Below are 17,129 nucleotides of genomic sequence, written 5' to 3'. Positions count from 1 at the left end.
AAGAAGCGGGGTGACGTGTCCATACGTCACTCCGCTTTTTTACAACCTGCGATCGCCCTTTCAGGCTTTATTTACGGGAGGTCTTCTTGACTAAGCCAGCCATACTCGCCCTTGCTGATGGCAGCATTTTTCGCGGCGAAGCCATTGGAGCCGACGGTCAAACCGTTGGTGAGGTGGTGTTTAACACCGCAATGACCGGCTATCAGGAAATCCTTACCGATCCTTCCTACGCCCAACAGATCGTTACCCTGACCTATCCGCACATCGGCAACACCGGCACCACGCCGGAAGATGCCGAGTCCGACCGCGTCTGGTCCGCTGGCCTGGTCATCCGTGACCTGCCACTGGTTGCGAGCAACTGGCGTAACACGATGTCCCTGTCCGACTACCTGAAAGCCAACAACGTTGTGGCTATCGCCGGTATCGACACCCGCCGCCTGACGCGCATCCTGCGTGAGAAAGGCGCTCAAAACGGCTGCATCATGGCCGGTGACAACATTTCCGAAGCCGCCGCCATCGCCGCCGCACAGGGTTTCCCTGGCCTGAAAGGCATGGACCTGGCAAAAGTCGTCAGCACCAAAGAGCAGTACGAATGGCGCTCGACTGTCTGGGATCTGAAAACCGACAGCCACGCAACCATCGAAGCTTCCGAGCTGCCGTACCACGTGGTTGCCTACGACTACGGCGTCAAGCTGAACATCCTGCGCATGCTGGTCGCGCGCGGTTGCCGCGTGACCGTGGTGCCTGCACAAACGCCTGCTGCCGATGTGCTGGCAATGAAGCCGGACGGCGTGTTCCTGTCCAACGGCCCGGGTGACCCGGAGCCATGCGACTACGCGATCCAGGCGATCAAGGATGTGCTGGAAACCGAGATCCCGGTGTTCGGCATCTGCCTCGGTCACCAACTGCTGGCCCTGGCCTCCGGCGCCAAGACCCTGAAAATGGGGCACGGCCACCACGGTGCCAACCACCCGGTCCAGGATCTGGACAGCGGTGTGGTGATGATCACCAGCCAGAACCACGGTTTTGCCGTAGACGAAGCGACCCTGCCAGCCAACGTTCGCGCGATCCACAAATCGCTGTTCGACGGCACCCTGCAAGGCATCGAGCGTACCGACAAGAGCGCCTTCAGCTTCCAGGGTCACCCGGAAGCCAGCCCTGGCCCGAACGACGTAGCGCCATTGTTCGATCGCTTCATCAACGAGATGGCCAAGCGACGCTGATCGCTCGCCTTGATGGTGCAAGGCTTGAGGGCGGTCCCGACACCGGCGACCCCCTCAAGGCTTCAAAGATTGAACAAGACGGCTTGCCGACTGACCTGCGGATTTGAGTGACAAACCCATGCCAAAACGTACAGACATTAAAAGCATCCTGATTCTCGGCGCTGGCCCGATCGTTATCGGCCAGGCCTGCGAATTCGACTACTCCGGCGCCCAGGCCTGCAAAGCCCTGCGCGAAGAGGGTTACCGCGTCATCCTGGTGAACTCCAACCCGGCCACCATCATGACCGACCCGGACATGGCCGACGCCACGTACATCGAGCCGATCAAATGGCAGACCGTTGCCAAGATCATCGAGAAAGAGCGTCCGGACGCGCTGCTGCCAACCATGGGTGGCCAGACCGCTCTGAACTGCGCACTGGACCTGGAGCGCGAAGGCGTTCTGGAGAAGTTCGGCGTAGAGATGATCGGTGCCAACGCGGACACCATCGACAAGGCTGAGGACCGTTCGCGCTTCGACAAGGCGATGAAATCCATCGGCCTCGACTGCCCGCGTTCGGGTATCGCCCACAGCATGGAAGAAGCCAACGCCGTTCTCGAGCGCCTGGGCTTCCCGTGCATCATCCGTCCGTCCTTCACCATGGGCGGCACCGGTGGCGGTATTGCGTACAACCGTGAAGAATTCGAAGAAATCTGCGCCCGTGGTCTGGACCTGTCGCCAACCAAAGAGCTGCTGATCGACGAATCCCTGATCGGCTGGAAAGAGTACGAGATGGAGGTTGTCCGCGATAAGAAGGACAACTGCATCATCGTTTGCTCGATCGAAAACTTTGACCCGATGGGCGTGCACACCGGTGACTCGATCACTGTTGCGCCAGCGCAGACCCTGACGGACAAGGAATACCAGATCATGCGTAACGCCTCGTTGGCGGTACTGCGTGAGATCGGCGTGGAAACCGGCGGCTCCAACGTTCAGTTCGGCATCTGCCCGGACACTGGCCGTATGGTCGTGATCGAGATGAACCCGCGTGTATCCCGCTCTTCGGCACTGGCCTCGAAAGCCACTGGTTTCCCGATTGCGCGTATCGCCGCCAAGCTGGCGATCGGCTACACCCTCGACGAACTGTCGAACGAAATTACCGGCGGCGCTACGCCTGCGTCCTTCGAGCCGTCCATCGACTACGTCGTGACCAAGCTGCCACGTTTCGCCTTCGAGAAATTCCCGAAAGCCGACGCACGCCTGACCACTCAAATGAAGTCGGTCGGTGAAGTCATGGCCATCGGCCGGACCTTCCAGGAATCCCTGCAGAAAGCCCTTCGCGGTCTGGAAGTGGGCGTTTGCGGCCTGGACGAGAAACTCGATCTGAGCAACCCGGAAAGCATGAGCGTGCTCAAGCGCGAACTGACCGTGCCGGGCGCCGAGCGTATCTGGTACGTGGCTGACGCCTTCCGCGCCGGTCTGTCGGTCGAAGACATCTTCGGCATGAACATGATCGACCCGTGGTTCCTGGTCCAGATCGAAGATCTGATCAAGGAAGAAGAGAAGGTCAAGACCCTGGGTCTGGCCAGCATCGACCGCGACGTGATGTTCCGCCTCAAGCGCAAAGGCTTCTCCGACATGCGTCTGGCCAAGCTGCTGGGCGTGACCGAGAAAGCGCTGCGTCGCCACCGTCACAAGCTCGAGGTTTACCCGGTCTACAAGCGCGTTGACACCTGCGCGGCCGAGTTCGCCACCGACACCGCCTACATGTACTCGACTTACGAGGAAGAGTGCGAAGCCGCGCCATCGGGTCGCGACAAGATCATGATTCTGGGCGGCGGTCCTAACCGTATCGGCCAGGGTATCGAGTTCGACTACTGCTGCGTACACGCGGCACTGGCCCTGCGCGAAGACGGGTACGAGACCATCATGGTCAACTGCAACCCGGAAACCGTGTCCACCGACTACGACACCTCCGATCGCCTGTACTTCGAACCAGTGACCCTCGAAGACGTGCTGGAAATCGTCCGCGTCGAGAAGCCGAAAGGCGTGATCGTCCAGTACGGCGGCCAAACCCCGCTGAAACTGGCTCGCGCCCTGGAAGAAGCCGGCGTGCCGATCATCGGCACCAGCCCTGACGCCATCGACCGTGCTGAAGACCGTGAGCGCTTCCAGCAAATGGTTGAGCGCCTGAATCTGCGTCAGCCACCAAACGCCACCGTGCGCAGCGAAGACGAAGCGATTCGTGCTGCTGCGAAGATCGGTTACCCGCTGGTGGTTCGTCCGTCCTACGTACTGGGCGGTCGTGCGATGGAAATCGTTTACGAAGAAGACGAGCTGAAGCGCTACCTGCGTGACGCGGTGAAAGTGTCGAACGACAGCCCTGTGCTGCTCGACCACTTCCTCAACTGTGCCATCGAAATGGACGTGGATGCGGTTTGCGACGGCACCGACGTGGTGATCGGCGCGATCATGCAGCACATCGAGCAGGCAGGCGTTCACTCCGGTGACTCCGCGTGCTCCCTGCCGCCGTACTCGCTGCCTGGCCACATCCAGGACGAGATGCGCGAACAGGTCAAGAAAATGGCCCTGGAGCTCGGCGTGGTCGGCCTGATGAACGTTCAGTTGGCGCTGCAAGGCGAAGACATCTACGTCATCGAAGTCAACCCGCGCGCTTCCCGTACCGTACCGTTCGTGTCGAAGTGCATCGGTGTTTCCCTGGCAATGATCGCGGCTCGCGTCATGGCCGGTAAAACCCTGAAGGAAATCGGTTTCACCAAAGAAATCATCCCGAACTTCTACAGCGTGAAAGAGGCGGTGTTCCCATTCGCCAAATTCCCTGGCGTGGACCCGATCCTGGGCCCAGAGATGAAGTCCACCGGTGAAGTGATGGGCGTGGGCGACACCTTCGGCGAAGCATTTGCCAAGGCCCAGATGGGCGCCAGCGAAGTACTGCCGACCGGCGGTACCGCGTTCATCAGCGTGCGTGACGACGACAAGCCGCTGGTTGCGGGCGTAGCCCGTGATCTGATCAACTTGGGCTTCGAAGTGGTTGCCACTGCCGGTACTGCCAAGCTGATCGAAGCCGCAGGCCTGAAAGTGCGCCGTGTGAACAAGGTGACCGAAGGTCGTCCGCACGTGGTCGACATGATCAAGAATGACGAAGTCACCCTGATCATCAACACCACCGAAGGTCGCCAGTCGATCGCCGACTCGTACTCCATTCGTCGTAATGCCCTGCAGCACAAGATCTACTGCACCACGACTATTGCTGCTGGCGAAGCCATCTGCGAAGCGCTGAAGTTCGGTCCCGAGAAGACCGTGCGCCGCTTGCAGGATCTACACGCAGGATTGAAGGCATGATCAAATACCCTATGACCGTCCAGGGCGCGAAAGCCCTGGAAGAGGAACACGCTCACCTGACCAAGGTCGTTCGTCCGAAGCTTAGCCAGGACATCGGAACGGCCCGCGAGTTGGGTGACTTGAAGGAAAACGCCGAATACCATGCTGCCCGTGAGCAGCAAGGGATGGTTGAAGCGCGGATTCGTGACATCGAAGGCCGGATTCAGAATCAGGTCATCATCGACGTCACGACCATTCCTCACACCGGCAAAGTGATTTTCGGCACCACCGTTGAAATCGCCAACGTCGAGACGGATGAGCGCGTCACTTACCACATCGTGGGTGAGGATGAGGCTGATTTCAAACTCGGCAAGATTTCCGTCGGTTCGCCGCTGGCCCGCGCCTTGATTGCCAAGGAAGAGGGTGATGTGGTTGCCGTGAAAACGCCGAGTGGCGTGATCGAGTACGAGATTGTCGAAGTCCGCCACATCTAAAGGCCCGCGCCCGCTGCGTGCGGGCGCCATGGTTTGGCAACTGACTCAGATGTTGTGGGTTGGCGGCTTGTGGCTGTTACACATCGGCCTGGTGCCGGCGCTGGGCCAAATAGGTCTGGCGCCGCTGCTGATCGACGAAATAACAGGCATGCTGAATGCGCTGATGGCGGGGTTTGCCGCAGCGTGTGTGATTTTTCAGGCTTTGGTGCTGGTACAGGCCGATGGCCTTACCAGTCTATGGCGCGATATTCGTGGGCAAATGCTGCTGATGGCGCTGTATGCGTGCGCGATGTTTTTTGCGGTGCGCTTTGGTTGGCCGGAGGCGGTGCGGTGGCAGATGTTCAGCTATCTGATCCTGGGGTTTTCCGGGCTGGTGTTGGTGTTGCAACCGGTGCCGGGATGGAGCGGCAGGGTGCGCGAAGCACACCCTTGACCCTTGCCATCACTTGAAGCGATGGACGTTCGACAGCTGCTTGTTGACGCTGAAGTTCTTGCGGTAAATCAGTGCCATCTTGCCGATGACTTGAACCAGATCCGCTTTGCCGACCTTGCAGAGTTCTGCAATGGACGCCAGGCGCGATTCGCGATCGAGGATGTTGAGCTTGATTTTAATCAGCTCGTGATCCGCCAGAGCGCGTTCAAGTTCGGCTAACACACCTTCAGTCAAACCGTTGTCAGCCACAATCAAAACTGGTTTCAGATGGTGGCCAATGGATTTGTACTGTTTCTTCTGCTCTTGAGTGAGCGGCATAATCTGACCCTTTCGTCTGGATTCTGTAAAATGGCGGCCATTTTACCCGAGGGCTCGTGGATCCGCCCAATTAATCACGACCCTTATTATCGAGGTGCCCAATGGCGCGTTCCAAGACAAGCCTTGGTTGGCTGAAACGACATGTCAACGATCCCTATGTGAAGCAGGCGCAGAAGGATGGCTACCGCTCGCGTGCGAGTTACAAGCTTCTGGAGGTCCAGGAGAAATACAAGCTGATCCGTCCCGGCATGAGCGTTGTCGACCTGGGTGCGGCGCCCGGGGGGTGGTCGCAGGTGACCAGCCGCCTGATCGGTGGTGAGGGGCGTCTGATCGCCTCGGACATTCTGGAAATGGACAGCATTCCGGACGTGACTTTCATCCAGGGTGACTTCACCGAGGACGAAGTGCTCGCGCGGATCCTTGAAGCCGTGGGTAATTCGCAGGTGGACCTTGTGATTTCCGATATGGCCCCCAATATGAGTGGTACGCCTGAAGTGGACATGCCGAAAGCCATGTTCCTTTGCGAGCTGGCGCTTGATTTGGCGGAGCGGATACTCAAGCCGGGTGGTAATTTCGTGATCAAGATTTTTCAGGGCGAAGGGTTTGATGTTTACCTGAAGGATACTCGTCGGAAATTCGACAAGATCCAGATGATCAAGCCAGACTCGTCTCGCGGCAGTTCCCGCGAGCAATACATGCTGGCTTGGGGTTACCGCGGGCGTAGTGAGTAAAACGAGGTTTTTTGGCGGGGCGATAGGTTTTTCGTATTTCGCCCCGTGAGCATTAGCGAATATTGTGTAGAAAGTGTTTCACAAAGGGTTACAGACGGCGCCTGCCAGAGCCGTAGGTAATGTAGTAAGTTAGGCCGGTGAATATCATGCGAAGCGCGCGCCATTAGCGGAGCTTGCTTCAGAGGGTAGTTAATTGAACGATATGGCAAAGAATCTGATCCTGTGGTTGATCATCGCGGCTGTCCTGGTGACAGTGATGAACAACTTCTCCAGCCCTAACGAGCCGCAGACCCTCAACTATTCCGACTTCATCCAGCAGGTCAAGGATGGCAAGGTCGAGCGCGTAGCGGTTGACGGCTACGTGATTACCGGTAAACGCAACGATGGCGACAGCTTCAAGACCATTCGTCCGGCTATCCAGGACAACGGTCTGATCGGCGACCTCGTGGACAACCATGTGGTGGTCGAAGGCAAGCAGCCTGAGCAGCAAAGCATCTGGACTCAGCTCCTGGTCGCAAGCTTCCCGATCCTCGTGATCATTGCCGTGTTCATGTTTTTCATGCGGCAGATGCAGGGCGGTGCTGGCGGGAAGGGCGGGCCGATGAGCTTCGGCAAGAGCAAGGCGCGCCTGCTCTCCGAAGATCAGGTGAAAACCACTCTGGGTGACGTTGCCGGTTGCGACGAAGCCAAGGAAGAAGTCGGCGAACTGGTCGAGTTCCTCCGTGATCCGGGCAAGTTCCAGCGCCTGGGCGGTCGTATTCCTCGCGGCGTACTGATGGTCGGTCCTCCGGGTACCGGTAAAACCTTGCTGGCCAAGGCGATTGCCGGCGAAGCGAAGGTCCCGTTCTTCACCATCTCCGGTTCCGACTTCGTTGAAATGTTCGTCGGTGTCGGTGCCAGCCGTGTTCGCGATATGTTCGAACAGGCTAAAAAGCACGCGCCGTGCATCATCTTCATCGATGAAATCGACGCCGTTGGTCGCCACCGTGGCGCCGGCATGGGCGGTGGTCATGATGAGCGCGAGCAGACTCTCAACCAGTTGCTGGTAGAGATGGACGGCTTCGAAATGAATGACGGCATCATCGTTATCGCTGCAACCAACCGTCCGGACGTATTGGACCCTGCATTGCTGCGTCCAGGCCGTTTCGACCGTCAGGTTGTGGTCGGTCTACCAGACATTCGTGGTCGTGAACAGATTCTTAAAGTTCACATGCGCAAAGTGCCAATGGGCGACGACGTTGCTCCAGCGGTGATTGCTCGCGGTACGCCCGGTTTCTCCGGTGCTGACCTGGCCAACCTGGTGAACGAAGCTTCTTTGTTCGCCGCACGTGCCGGCAAGCGCATCGTCGAAATGAAAGAGTTCGAGCTGGCGAAAGACAAGATCATGATGGGCGCCGAGCGCAAGTCGATGGTCATGTCCGAGAAGGAAAAGCAGAACACCGCTTATCACGAAGCCGGCCACGCTATCGTGGGTCGCGTCGTGCCAGAGCATGATCCGGTGTACAAGGTCTCGATTATTCCGCGCGGCCGTGCGCTGGGTGTGACCATGTTCCTGCCGGAAGAGGATCGCTACAGCCTGTCCAAGCGTGCACTGATCAGCCAGATTTGCTCGCTGTACGGTGGCCGTATCGCTGAAGAAATGACCCTGGGCTTCGATGGCGTCACCACCGGTGCGTCCAACGACATCATGCGTGCCAGCCAGATTGCGCGGAACATGGTGACCAAATGGGGCCTGTCGGAAAAACTCGGTCCGTTGATGTATGCCGAAGAAGAGGGTGAAGTGTTCCTCGGTCGCGGCGGCGGTGGTCAGAGTGCAAGCTTCTCCGGTGAGACAGCCAAGCTGATCGACTCCGAAGTACGCAGCATCATTGACCAGTGCTACGGCACGGCCAAGCAGATCCTCACGGACAACCGCGACAAGCTTGATGCCATGGCGGACGCCCTGATGAAGTACGAGACGATCGATGCTGATCAGATCGATGACATCATGGCCGGTCGTGCGCCTCGCGAGCCTCGTGACTGGTCAGGTGGCACCGGTACTTCCGGGACACCTCCGGTGGTGCAGGATGAGCGTCCGGAAACACCGATCGGCGGTCCGGCTGCTGACGTATAAGGTTTGAAATGACTTCTGTTCAGTCCTCGACCCGGTTGCCTTGCGGCAACCGGGTTCTTGATTTGGCCCAGACGCATGTCATGGGCATTCTCAATGTCACTCCTGATTCCTTTTCTGACGGCGGCCGATACAGCCAGCTCGATGCGGCCCTGCGCCACGCCGAGTCGATGGTCATGGCTGGTGCGACACTGATTGATGTCGGTGGCGAATCAACCCGCCCAGGTGCCCGGGCGGTTTCACCGCTTGAGGAGCTGGAGCGCGTAGCGCCTATCGTTGAACGTATCCATCGCGAACTCGATGTGATCATTTCTGTCGATACCTCCACGCCAGCGGTCATGCGCGAAACTGCGCGGTTGGGTGCGGGCTTGATCAACGACGTGCGCTCGCTGCGTCGAGACGGTGCCCTGGATGCGGCTGCAGCCACCGGGTTGCCCGTGTGCCTGATGCATATGCTTGGTGAGCCGGGCGACATGCAGAACAATCCGCACTACGAGGACGTCACCAAAGAAGTCGGCGAATTTCTCGCTGAACGAATGGCTGAGTGCGCGTTGGTGGGTATCCCGCCGGAGCGGATAATTCTTGATCCGGGTTTTGGCTTCGCGAAAACCTTGCAGCACAATCTAAGCTTGTTTAAGCATATGGAAGCCTTGCATGCCTTGGGGCGGCCCCTGTTGGTCGGGGTTTCGCGAAAGAGCATGATTGGTCAGGCCTTGAATCGGCCGGTTGGTGAGCGTCTTTTTGGTGGTCTTGCGCTCGCAGCGCTGGCTTCAGCCAAGGGGGCGCGTATATTGCGCGTCCATGATGTAGCCGAAACAGTGGACGTTGTGCGGATGATCGCCGCAGTGGAATCATCCGAATAAGAATGATGGAGCACTTATGAGCAAAAAATATTTTGGCACTGACGGTATTCGTGGTCGCGTTGGTGAATACCCGATAACTCCTGACTTCATGCTCAAGCTCGGCTGGGCAGCGGGCATGGCGTTCCGCAAAATGGGCGCTTGCAAGGTATTGGTCGGCAAGGACACCCGGATTTCGGGCTACATGTTTGAGTCTGCACTTGAGGCCGGTCTGACGTCGGCAGGTGCTGACGTCATGCTCCTGGGGCCGATGCCGACTCCGGCGATCGCCTACCTGACGCGTACCTTTCACGCCGAAGCCGGTATCGTGATCAGTGCCTCGCACAATCCTCATGATGACAACGGCATCAAGTTCTTCTCCGGAAAGGGCACCAAGCTGCCGGATGAAGTCGAACTGATGATTGAAGAGTTGCTCGACACCCCGATGACCGTGGTTGAGTCGAGCAAGATCGGCAAAGTGTCGCGCATCAACGACGCTTCTGGCCGTTACATCGAATTCTGCAAAAGCAGCGTTCCGACCGGCACCAGTTTCGCGGGCCTGAAGATCGTGATCGACTGCGCCCACGGTGCGACCTACAAGGTTGCCCCGAGCGTATTCCGTGAGTTGGGAGCTGAAGTCGTTGTGCTGTCCGCTCAGCCGAACGGTCTGAACATCAACGACAATTGTGGTTCGACCCATATGGGTCAATTGCAGGCTGCCGTATTGGCCGAACACGCAGACCTGGGTATCGCCTTCGATGGTGACGGTGATCGTGTCCTGATGGTCGATCACACGGGCGCCATTGTTGACGGTGACGAACTGCTTTACATCATTGCTCGTGATCTGCATGAGCGTGACAAGTTGCAAGGCGGTGTGGTCGGCACGTTGATGAGTAACCTGGGGCTGGAACTGGCCCTGGCGGATCTGTCGATTCCTTTTGTACGTGCCAACGTTGGCGACCGCTATGTCATCGCTGACTTGCTTGAGCGCAACTGGCTGGTGGGTGGTGAGAACTCGGGGCATATCGTTTGCTTCAATCACACCACGACCGGTGATGCGATCATTGCTGCGCTGCAGGTGCTGATGGCGTTGAAGACTCGCTCCGAAGGGCTGGCTCAGGCCCGCCAAGCGCTGCGCAAGTGCCCTCAAGTGCTGATCAATGTCCGTTTTGGTGGTGGTGCGAGCCCGCTCGATCATCCTGCGGTCAAGGAAGCCAGCGACCGTGTTACCAAGGCGATGGCGGGTCGTGGTCGGGTGCTGTTGCGCAAGTCCGGGACAGAGCCGTTGGTGCGTGTCATGGTTGAAGGCGAGGACGAAACACAGGTTCGCGGTTACGCCGAAGAGCTGGCAAAACTCGTTACTGAAGTTTCTGCCTGAATTCGGCTTGCCAGCCTTGATTGTGTTGGGTAACATCTGCGCCCACTTTGACCGACGAGGTACAGCATGCGTCGCCCTATGGTAGCTGGTAACTGGAAGATGCACGGTACCCGCGCCAGCGTCGCTGAGCTGATCAACGGCCTTAGTCATCTGGCCTTGCCGAGCGGTGTTGATGTAGCGGTATTCCCGCCTAGCTTGTTCATCAATCAAGTGATTGATGGCGTGCAAGGCAAGTCGATTTCGGTCGGCGCGCAGAATTCTGCGGTGGAAGCCATGCAAGGCGCATTGACCGGTGAAATTGCACCGAGTCAGTTGGTGGATGCAGGTTGTTCCCTGGTGCTTGTCGGGCACTCCGAACGCCGTCAGATTTTGGGCGAGCAGGACGCAGTGCTGATCCGCAAGTTCGCAGCGGCACAGGCATCTGGCTTGATTCCGGTGTTGTGCATAGGGGAGACCCTTGAGCAGCGCGAAGCCGGGAAAACGATTGAGGTTGTCTCGGCTCAGCTGGACAGCATCATCGATGAGCTGGGTGTCGGTGTGTTTGCAAAGGCAGTGATCGCTTACGAGCCGGTTTGGGCCATTGGCACCGGACTGACTGCTTCGCCGCAACAGGCGCAGGATGTGCATGCAGCCATTCGCGCGCAGTTGGCGGCAAAGAATTCTGAAGTCGCACAAGGTGTGCGGCTTCTATACGGCGGCAGCGTGAAGGCGGCCAATGCGGTCGAACTGTTCGGCATGCCGGATATCGATGGGGGCCTCATTGGTGGGGCTTCCCTGAATGCAGATGAGTTCGGTGCGATCTGTCGCGCCGCGGGAAACTGAAAAAATGCTGGAAACAGTCGTAGTCGTTTTTCATCTGCTGGGTGCATTGGGCGTAGTTGCTCTCGTATTGCTGCAGCAGGGTAAAGGTGCGGATGCTGGCGCGTCTTTCGGAGCAGGTGCTTCAAATACTGTGTTCGGAAGCCAAGGTTCCTCTACCTTTCTTAGTAAGTTTACTGCTATACTTGCCGCAGGTTTCTTCATAACCAGCTTAGGGTTAGGTTACTTTGCTAAAGAGAAAGCTCACCAGCTGACTCAAGTAGGTCTCCCAAATCCAGCAGTGTTGGAAGTTCCAAAGCAACAACCGGCTTCTGATGATGTCCCGGTGCTTCAAGAGCAAAAGTCGGCTACTCCAGCGACTGACGTGCCTCCAGCTCAAGAGCAAAAGTAAGAAGGGTTTCAAACGTAGTATTGCCGAGGTGGTGGAATTGGTAGACACGCAACCTTGAGGTGGTTGTGCCCATAGGGTGTAGGGGTTCGAGTCCCCTTCTCGGTACCAATTATCAGGAGAGCCCGCTGTTGCGGGCTTTCTTGTAGGTGGAAGGTTACATTGACCCTGTTAGGGATCGGTCGTATACTTCCGCCCCAGCTTTGTCGCGGGGTGGAGCAGTCTGGTAGCTCGTCGGGCTCATAACCCGAAGGTCGTCGGTTCAAATCCGGCCCCCGCAACCAGTTTAAGGAGCCCCTTTTAAGGGGCTTTTTGTTAGCTGGATACTTTCTACGCCGCTGTTCGACGGCGTTTCAAGGATGGGCGTTTCGCCCATTTTTTTATTTTGCATAGCATGCACATACATGCACGAGGGGGTTCAGGTGTCGAGCAAGCTAGAAGAGTTGCAGGCCTTGTTGGCCCCGGTGGTCGTGGCCCTGGGCTATGAATGCTGGGGTATTGAGTTTTCGGCTCAAGGTCGTCACTCGATGTTGCGCGTTTATATCGATAAAGAGGGCGGTGTGCTGGTGGACGATTGTGCCATTGTCAGCCGTCAGATCAGCGGTGTCCTGGATGTTGAAGATCCGATCGCCGTTGAATACACCCTTGAAGTTTCCTCGCCTGGCATGGAACGCCCACTGTTCACTATTGAGCAGTTTGCAAAATTTGCCGGTGAACAAGTGAAGATCAAGCTGCGCTCGCCTTTTGAAGGACGACGCAACTTTCAGGGCCTTCTGCGCGGTGTAGAAGAGCAGGACGTCGTGGTGCAGGTAGAAGACCATGAGTTCCTGTTGCCGATCGATATGATCGACAAGGCCAACATTATTCCCAGTTTTGACTGAGACGCGGATCCCGCGGATCCAATGGCTTGCGAAAGGCGAGGCGTACGATGAGCAAAGAAGTACTGCTGGTTGTTGAGTCGGTATCCAATGAAAAGGGCGTACCGGCAAACGTAATTTTTGAAGCGCTGGAGCTGGCTCTGGCCACTGCTACCAAAAAGCGTTTTGAGGACGAAGTCGATCTGCGTGTGGAAATCAATCGCCACACCGGTGCTTACGAGACATTCCGTCGCTGGACGGTCGTCGAAGAAGCAGACCTGGACGATCCGGCCATTGAAACCTGGCCGAGCAAGGTTGCCGAGACGCATCCTGGTTCCAAGGTTGGCGATGTAGTCGAAGAAAAAATCGAATCCATCGAGTTCGGCCGTATCGCTGCACAGACTGCCAAGCAAGTCATCGTGCAAAAAGTTCGTGAAGCCGAGCGCGCTCAAGTCGTTGACGCCTATCGCGAGCGCCTGGGGGAAATCATCTCCGGCACCGTGAAGAAAGTGACTCGCGACAACGTGATCGTCGACCTGGGCAACAACGCTGAAGCGTTGCTGGCTCGTGAAGACATCATTTCTCGCGAAACCTTCCGTGTCGGCGTGCGTCTGCGTGCGCTGCTCAAGGAAATCCGCACCGAGAACCGCGGCCCGCAGCTGATCCTGTCGCGTACCGCGCCGGAAATGCTGATCGAGTTGTTCCGCATCGAAGTGCCGGAAATCGCTGAAGGCCTGATCGAAGTTATGGCTGCGTCCCGTGATCCGGGTTCGCGTGCCAAGATCGCGGTCCGCTCCAAGGACAAACGCATCGATCCGCAGGGCGCTTGCATCGGTATGCGCGGTTCGCGCGTCCAGGCAGTGTCGGGTGAGTTGGGCGGTGAGCGTGTAGATATCGTCCTGTGGGACGACAACCCGGCTCAGTTTGTGATCAATGCAATGTCGCCGGCTGAAGTGGCGGCAATTATCGTTGACGAAGATGCCCATGCAATGGACATCGCCGTTGGCGCAGACAATCTGGCTCAGGCCATCGGTCGTGGTGGTCAGAACGTGCGTCTGGCTAGCCAATTGACTGGCTGGACCCTGAACGTGATGACCGAATCGGACATCCAGGCTAAGCAGCAAGCAGAAACCGGCGACATCCTGCGCAACTTCATCGACGAGCTGGAAGTCGACGAAGACCTGGCACAGGTGCTGGTAGATGAAGGCTTCACCAGCCTGGAAGAGATTGCCTACGTACCGTTGGAAGAAATGCTCAACATCGACGGCTTTGACGAAGAAACCGTCAACGAGCTTCGCGCTCGTGCCAAGGATCGTTTGTTGACCAAAGCCATCGCTACTGAGGAAAAGCTGGCAGACGCCCATCCGGCCGAAGACCTGCTCTCGCTTGAGGGCATGGACAAGGATTTGGCGATGGAACTGGCGGTGCGCGGCGTAATTACCCGCGAAGACCTGGCCGAGCAGTCTATTGACGACCTGCTCGACATCGACGGCATTGACGATGATCGTGCCGGCAAGTTGATCATGGCCGCCCGAGCCCACTGGTTCGAGTAATTAGGCGCGGCCTGAGGAGAGAAGTGCATGACGCAAGTCACGGTGAAACAACTGGCCGATGAGGTCAAAACACCGGTAGAGCGCCTGTTGCAGCAGATGCGTGAGGCAGGTCTGCCGCACACCGCCGCCGAAGAAAGTGTGACTGACAGTGAGAAGCAATCGTTGCTGACTCACTTGAAAAGCAGCCACAAGGCGAAAGTGGAAGAACCACGCAAGATCACGCTGCAGCGTAAAACCACCAGCACCCTGCGTGTTGCTGGCAGCAAAAGCATCAGCGTTGAAGTCCGCAAAAAGAAAGTTTTCGTACAGCGCAGCCCGGAAGAAATCGAAGCCGAGCGCAAACGCGAACTGGATGAACGCCGCGCAGTAGAAAATGCTGCCCGTCAGAAGGCTGAAGAAGAAGCCAAGCGTCGCGCCGAAGAAGAAGCGCGTCGCCAGCCTGCTGCTGCGCAAAACGGTTCGACTGACGCTGTTGCAGCGCCTGCTGCAGTTGCTGAACCTGTGCGTGAAAGCGCGCCGGTTGTAGCGGCTGCACCAGCACCGTCTGCTGACGTTCGCAACAAGCAGAACGAACAGCGCCGTCCGGACAAACCACGTGCCGACGATAACAATCGTCGCAGCGGCGGTGGTGATGGCGAGCGCAAAAACGCTCCGCATCGTGCTTCGGTCAAAGAGAAAGCGCCTGCGCCACGTGTTGCGCCACGTACTACCGACGAAGAAAGCGATGGCTTCCGTCGTGGTGGTCGCGGCAAGGCCAAGCTGAAGAAACGCAACGCCCACGGTTTCCAGAGCCCAACCGGCCCTGTCGTGCGTGATGTGCAGATTGGCGAGACCATCACTGTTGGCGATCTCGCCAATCAGATGTCGGTCAAGGCTGCTGAAATCATCAAGTTCATGTTCAAACTGGGTACTCCAGCGACCATCAACCAGGTGCTTGATCAGGAAACTGCTCAACTGGTAGCCGAAGAACTGGGCCACAAAGTGACCCTGGTCAGCGACACCGCCCTGGAAGATTCCCTGGCCGAGTCCCTGAAGTTTGAAGGTGAGACGTTCTCCCGTGCACCGGTTGTGACCGTAATGGGCCACGTTGACCACGGTAAAACCTCGCTGCTCGACTACATCCGTCGTGCCAAGGTCGCTGCTGGCGAAGCCGGCGGTATCACCCAGCACATCGGTGCGTACCACGTTGAAACTGATCGCGGCATGGTCACTTTCCTCGACACCCCGGGTCACGCCGCGTTTACCGCAATGCGTGCCCGTGGTGCCAAGGCGACCGACATCGTGATCCTGGTGGTTGCAGCGGACGACGGCGTGATGCCGCAGACCATTGAAGCCGTTCAGCACGCCAAGGCTGCCGGTGTACCACTGGTTGTTGCCGTGAACAAAATCGACAAGCCGGGCGCTGATCTCGATCGCATCCGTAGCGAACTGTCGGTTCACGGCGTGACCTCGGAAGAGTGGGGCGGCGACACCCCGTTCGTATCGGTTTCGGCGAAAGTCGGTACTGGTGTGGACGAGTTGCTCGAAGCTGTTCTGCTGCAAGCCGAAGTTCTGGAACTGAAAGCGACTCCATCGGCTCCTGGCCGTGGCGTCGTGGTTGAATCGCGTCTCGACAAAGGTCGTGGCCCTGTTGCAACCGTTCTGGTTCAAGACGGTACCCTGCGCCAAGGCGACATGGTGCTGGTCGGTTCGAACTATGGCCGTGTGCGTGCCATGCTCGACGAGAACGGCAAGCCGATCAAGGAAGCCGGTCCTTCCATCCCTGTCGAGATCCTCGGCCTGGACGGTACCCCGGACGCTGGCGATGAGATGAGCGTGCTGTCGGACGAGAAGAAAGCCCGTGAAGTGGCTCTGTTCCGTCAAGGCAAGTTCCGCGAAGTCAAGCTGGCCCGTGCTCACGCCGGCAAGCTGGAAAACATCTTCGAAAACATGGGCCAGGCAGAGAAGAAGACGCTCAACATCGTCCTCAAATCCGACGTCCGTGGTTCGCTGGAAGCGTTGAACGGTGCCTTGAACGGCCTGGGTAACGACGAAGTGCAAGTGCGTGTTGTCGGCGGCGGCGTGGGTGGCATCACCGAGTCCGACGCTAACCTGGCACTGGCCTCCAACGCTGTACTGTTCGGCTTCAACGTGCGTGCCGATGCTGGCGCTCGCAAGATCGTCGAGCAGGAAGGTCTGGATATGCGTTACTACAACGTGATCTACGACATCATCGAAGACGTCAAGAAAGCCCTGACCGGTATGCTGGGCAGCGATGTTCGCGAGAACATCCTGGGTATCGCTGAAGTGCGTGACGTGTTCCGTTCGCCGAAGTTTGGCGCGATCGCCGGTTGCATGGTTATCGAAGGTGTTGTTCACCGTAACCGTCCAATCCGTGTACTGCGTGAAGACATCGTTATCTTCGAAGGCGAGCTGGAATCCCTGCGCCGCTTCAAGGATGACGCTTCCGAAGTACGTGCCGGCATGGAATGCGGTATTGGCGTCAAGAGCTACAACGACGTCAAACCTGGCGACAAGATCGAAGTTTACGAGAAGGTTCAGGTTGCTCGCAGCCTCTGACTCGCGCACTTCAAGGGCCACGGCGAGCCGCCGCATGCAAGTGCGCGGCACGGCGTCAGGACTCTAAACGCAACGCCCGGTCTGGCTTTTGTCAGGCCGGGCGTTTGC

The 17,129-nt window shown here is 57.9% G+C and carries 14 protein-coding genes and 2 tRNA genes; 15 read left to right on the top strand and 1 reads right to left on the bottom strand.

Annotated features, from left to right (window positions below; translation table 11 throughout):
• Positions 1–86: 86 nt before the first annotated feature.
• From carA to AC07N8_RS12635, 4 genes are all read left to right on the top strand, one after another.
• Positions 87–1,223, top strand: coding sequence for a glutamine-hydrolyzing carbamoyl-phosphate synthase small subunit (carA, locus tag AC07N8_RS12650; protein WP_483842491.1), 1,137 nt, complete (start codon positions 87–89; stop codon positions 1,221–1,223).
• 118 nt (positions 1,224–1,341) lie between these two features.
• Positions 1,342–4,563 carry a carbamoyl-phosphate synthase large subunit gene (gene carB / locus AC07N8_RS12645; protein ID WP_123435251.1) on the top strand — a complete coding sequence of 1,074 codons (3,222 nt, stop codon included), beginning with the start codon at positions 1,342–1,344 and terminating at the stop codon, positions 4,561–4,563.
• On the top strand, positions 4,560–5,036 hold the full coding sequence (greA, locus tag AC07N8_RS12640; RefSeq protein ID WP_310264040.1) for a transcription elongation factor GreA: 477 nt from the start codon (positions 4,560–4,562) through the stop codon (positions 5,034–5,036). Before carB ends, greA begins: the two co-directional genes overlap by 4 nt.
• Positions 5,037–5,064: 28 nt before the next feature.
• On the top strand, positions 5,065–5,469 hold the full coding sequence (locus AC07N8_RS12635; protein ID WP_493143895.1) for an MFS transporter: 405 nt from the start codon (positions 5,065–5,067) through the stop codon (positions 5,467–5,469).
• Between the two features lie 9 nt (positions 5,470–5,478).
• Here AC07N8_RS12635 and AC07N8_RS12630 read toward each other — a convergent pair whose 3' ends face one another.
• Complete coding sequence (locus AC07N8_RS12630) at positions 5,479–5,787, bottom strand: YhbY family RNA-binding protein (protein WP_007942889.1); 309 nt, start codon at positions 5,785–5,787, stop codon at positions 5,479–5,481.
• Positions 5,788–5,888: 101 nt separating this feature from the next.
• Here AC07N8_RS12630 and rlmE point away from each other — a divergent pair, with 101 nt between their 5' ends.
• The 11 genes from rlmE to infB all read left to right on the top strand — a co-directional run bounded on the left by rlmE (position 5,889) and on the right by infB (position 17,021).
• Positions 5,889–6,518 carry a 23S rRNA (uridine(2552)-2'-O)-methyltransferase RlmE gene (gene rlmE, locus AC07N8_RS12625; RefSeq protein ID WP_027924458.1) on the top strand — a complete coding sequence of 210 codons (630 nt, stop codon included), beginning with the start codon at positions 5,889–5,891 and terminating at the stop codon, positions 6,516–6,518.
• A 202-nt stretch (positions 6,519–6,720) separates the two neighbouring features.
• A complete protein-coding gene (gene ftsH, locus AC07N8_RS12620; protein WP_483842493.1) occupies positions 6,721–8,631 on the top strand; it encodes an ATP-dependent zinc metalloprotease FtsH in 1,911 nt (636 codons plus the stop codon).
• A gap of 8 nt (positions 8,632–8,639) precedes the next feature.
• Entirely contained in the window at positions 8,640–9,491 is an 852-nt protein-coding gene (gene folP / locus AC07N8_RS12615) for a dihydropteroate synthase (protein WP_483842494.1), read from the top strand.
• Positions 9,492–9,507: 16 nt separating this feature from the next.
• A complete protein-coding gene (glmM, locus tag AC07N8_RS12610; RefSeq protein ID WP_123435255.1) occupies positions 9,508–10,845 on the top strand; it encodes a phosphoglucosamine mutase in 1,338 nt (445 codons plus the stop codon).
• A 66-nt stretch (positions 10,846–10,911) separates the two neighbouring features.
• Positions 10,912–11,667 carry a triose-phosphate isomerase gene (tpiA, locus tag AC07N8_RS12605; RefSeq protein ID WP_483842495.1) on the top strand — a complete coding sequence of 252 codons (756 nt, stop codon included), beginning with the start codon at positions 10,912–10,914 and terminating at the stop codon, positions 11,665–11,667.
• A 4-nt stretch (positions 11,668–11,671) separates the two neighbouring features.
• Positions 11,672–12,055, top strand: a complete 384-nt coding sequence (gene secG, locus AC07N8_RS12600; RefSeq protein WP_017336473.1) for a preprotein translocase subunit SecG — start codon at positions 11,672–11,674, stop codon at positions 12,053–12,055.
• A gap of 22 nt (positions 12,056–12,077) precedes the next feature.
• A tRNA-Leu gene (locus AC07N8_RS12595) sits at positions 12,078–12,163 on the top strand.
• A 96-nt stretch (positions 12,164–12,259) separates the two neighbouring features.
• Positions 12,260–12,336, top strand: a tRNA-Met gene (locus tag AC07N8_RS12590).
• A gap of 138 nt (positions 12,337–12,474) precedes the next feature.
• A complete protein-coding gene (gene rimP, locus AC07N8_RS12585; RefSeq protein WP_010463487.1) occupies positions 12,475–12,933 on the top strand; it encodes a ribosome maturation factor RimP in 459 nt (152 codons plus the stop codon).
• 47 nt (positions 12,934–12,980) lie between these two features.
• Positions 12,981–14,462, top strand: coding sequence for a transcription termination factor NusA (gene nusA / locus AC07N8_RS12580; RefSeq protein WP_007942874.1), 1,482 nt, complete (start codon positions 12,981–12,983; stop codon positions 14,460–14,462).
• Positions 14,463–14,489: 27 nt separating this feature from the next.
• Positions 14,490–17,021, top strand: a complete 2,532-nt coding sequence (gene infB / locus AC07N8_RS12575; protein WP_483842496.1) for a translation initiation factor IF-2 — start codon at positions 14,490–14,492, stop codon at positions 17,019–17,021.
• Positions 17,022–17,129 lie beyond the last annotated feature (108 nt).

The organism is Pseudomonas sp. GW821-FHT10C09 (assembly GCF_059415465.1).
Note: the sequence above shows the minus strand (reverse complement) of the source record. Positions and strands in the feature narration are given on the sequence as shown.

What these genes read in the sequence shown, in the direction of transcription:
- carB (WP_123435251.1), top strand. Translation starts at nt 1,342, where the DNA reads ATGCCAAAACGTACAGACATTAAAAGCATCCTGATTCTCGGCGCTGGC.
- greA (WP_310264040.1), top strand. Translation starts at nt 4,560, where the DNA reads ATGATCAAATACCCTATGACCGTCCAGGGCGCGAAAGCCCTGGAAGAG.
- AC07N8_RS12635 (WP_493143895.1), top strand. Translation starts at nt 5,065, where the DNA reads ATGGTTTGGCAACTGACTCAGATGTTGTGGGTTGGCGGCTTGTGGCTG.
- AC07N8_RS12630 (WP_007942889.1), bottom strand. Translation starts at nt 5,787, where the DNA reads ATGCCGCTCACTCAAGAGCAGAAGAAACAGTACAAATCCATTGGCCAC.
- rlmE (WP_027924458.1), top strand. Translation starts at nt 5,889, where the DNA reads ATGGCGCGTTCCAAGACAAGCCTTGGTTGGCTGAAACGACATGTCAAC.
- ftsH (WP_483842493.1), top strand. Translation starts at nt 6,721, where the DNA reads ATGGCAAAGAATCTGATCCTGTGGTTGATCATCGCGGCTGTCCTGGTG.
- folP (WP_483842494.1), top strand. Translation starts at nt 8,640, where the DNA reads ATGACTTCTGTTCAGTCCTCGACCCGGTTGCCTTGCGGCAACCGGGTT.
- glmM (WP_123435255.1), top strand. Translation starts at nt 9,508, where the DNA reads ATGAGCAAAAAATATTTTGGCACTGACGGTATTCGTGGTCGCGTTGGT.
- tpiA (WP_483842495.1), top strand. Translation starts at nt 10,912, where the DNA reads ATGCGTCGCCCTATGGTAGCTGGTAACTGGAAGATGCACGGTACCCGC.
- secG (WP_017336473.1), top strand. Translation starts at nt 11,672, where the DNA reads ATGCTGGAAACAGTCGTAGTCGTTTTTCATCTGCTGGGTGCATTGGGC.
- nusA (WP_007942874.1), top strand. Translation starts at nt 12,981, where the DNA reads ATGAGCAAAGAAGTACTGCTGGTTGTTGAGTCGGTATCCAATGAAAAG.
- infB (WP_483842496.1), top strand. Translation starts at nt 14,490, where the DNA reads ATGACGCAAGTCACGGTGAAACAACTGGCCGATGAGGTCAAAACACCG.